This window comes from Mesorhizobium sp. P3_A9 (genome assembly GCF_056402975.1).
The window spans coordinates 1-1,109 of sequence record NZ_JBFUGJ010000715.1; the positions used below are offsets into that span (position 1 = coordinate 1).

At 61.6% G+C, this 1,109-nt stretch carries 1 protein-coding gene; it reads left to right on the forward strand.

From position 1 onward, the window contains the following. Positions 1–14: 14 nt before the first annotated feature. On the forward strand, positions 15–1,109 hold a 1,095-nt coding region (locus tag AC1DX0_RS36235; protein WP_477359355.1), incomplete at its 3' end, for a hypothetical protein.

The following is a 1,109-nucleotide window of genomic DNA, read 5'->3' on the forward strand; positions in this document are numbered from 1 at the left end:
ACAGCAACGTTGCCATGTTGATCACCGGCGACAACTCTGTCGGCGTCTTCGGCCAGAGCATCGGCGGCGGCGGCGGTGTCGGCGGCTTCTCCGGCAACTATCTCGGCCTCGACCAGGCACCGGCTGCAAGCAGCATGATGATGATGGCCATGGTCGCAACACCGCAAGGGTTCATGGGTAGCGCCGGCGGTGGCGGTGTCGGTGGTGACGTGAAGTTCGAGCAGACGGCCAACCTCTATGTCACCGGCAAGAACTCCTCGGCGCTGATGGAACAGAGTTCCGGCGGCAGTGGCGATATCGCCGACAATGGCGATATCAACGTCACCATCGCCAAGGACGTGATGATCATCGGCGGCTCAGGCGCCGGCGCTGGTGTCAGCTACCTGGACGGCAGGAACAATGTGCTGACCAACAACGGTTTCGTCGGCGCGGTCACCGGGGCTGATGGTTGCATCCCCGGGGTCGACACAGGTTGCGTGCGCAAGATCGACGGCTATGCCATGCGCGGCGGCGTCGGCAATGATACGTACAACAATTTCAACGACACGATGGGCTCCATCGCCCTCGGCGACGGCCAAAATGCCTTCAACAACGAGAAAGGCGCCATCTACCGGATGGGCGACACAGTCGGTCTTGGGCTGACCGGCCAGTTCAGCAATGACGGCTATGTCGCGCCTGGCGACCTCGACCGCGTCATGACCACCGAAGTCACCGGCAACTGGTCGCAGTCGCTCGGCGGCGTCTATCTGCTCGACCTGGACCTTGATCCCGAGGCGGACCGCATCAATGTGAGCGGGACCGCCGACGTCAATGGCCTGGTCAGCATCAACATCATGAACCCCGGCGCGGCCTCGCCCGGCAACAAGGATTACATCATCCTGGAAGCGCAGGGCGGTGTCACCAACTATGGGCTGGCGCTGGACACCATCCCGAGCGCGGTGGCGCAGTATTCGCTGAAATACACGAACCTGGATGTCATCCTCAATGTCGACATCAATTTCGCCCGTACCGGCCTGACCGAGAACCAGACCGCGGTGGGCTCGGCGATCAATGCGATCCAGACGGATCTGACATCGCCCAACTTTACCAAGATCGCCAATGCGATCTTC